1 pseudogene is annotated in these 442 nt (G+C 53.6%); it reads left to right on the top strand.

The window, feature by feature from the left end:
* Positions 1 to 294 precede the first annotated feature (294 nt).
* Positions 295 to 442, top strand: a pseudogene (locus tag DVK07_RS21830) (IS630 family transposase); the annotation flags it as partial.

Genomic DNA, 442 nt, shown 5'->3' on the forward strand with positions numbered 1-442 from the left:
CAGGCATACTATACACTTCATTACAGCGAGCCAGCCGGCTTCGATTGTGGCATCCACTGTGAACCGAATCCCCATGTCGACGGCCTGCTTCATTTTCAGGAACGAGAAGACGTGGACGATCCATACACGTACGAACCAGTCTCATTCGACGCAGGTTCGGTGTCCGGACTTCTGTGGGAGATGTTGGACGCCCTCGCTACTCGCCTCACCACGTAGGATTGTTCGTGATCTCCTCAGCACTTGTTCCTATAGTAGCCGTTAGAACTTTCGGCACGGAGTGCTGTACAGTACCTAATGGATCATCTCGACGAGATCTCCGTCGAAGAACTCCAAGACGCGCTTGACAACGTCGACGGAAACAAGCCGACGCAACGGTTGTTAGCTGCGATCGCGTACAAAAACGGCGTCACACAGACTGAACTTGCCGAGTGGCACGACACCA

This window comes from Halorubrum sp. Atlit-26R (genome assembly GCF_003666015.1).
GTDB lineage: Archaea > Halobacteriota > Halobacteria > Halobacteriales > Haloferacaceae > Halorubrum.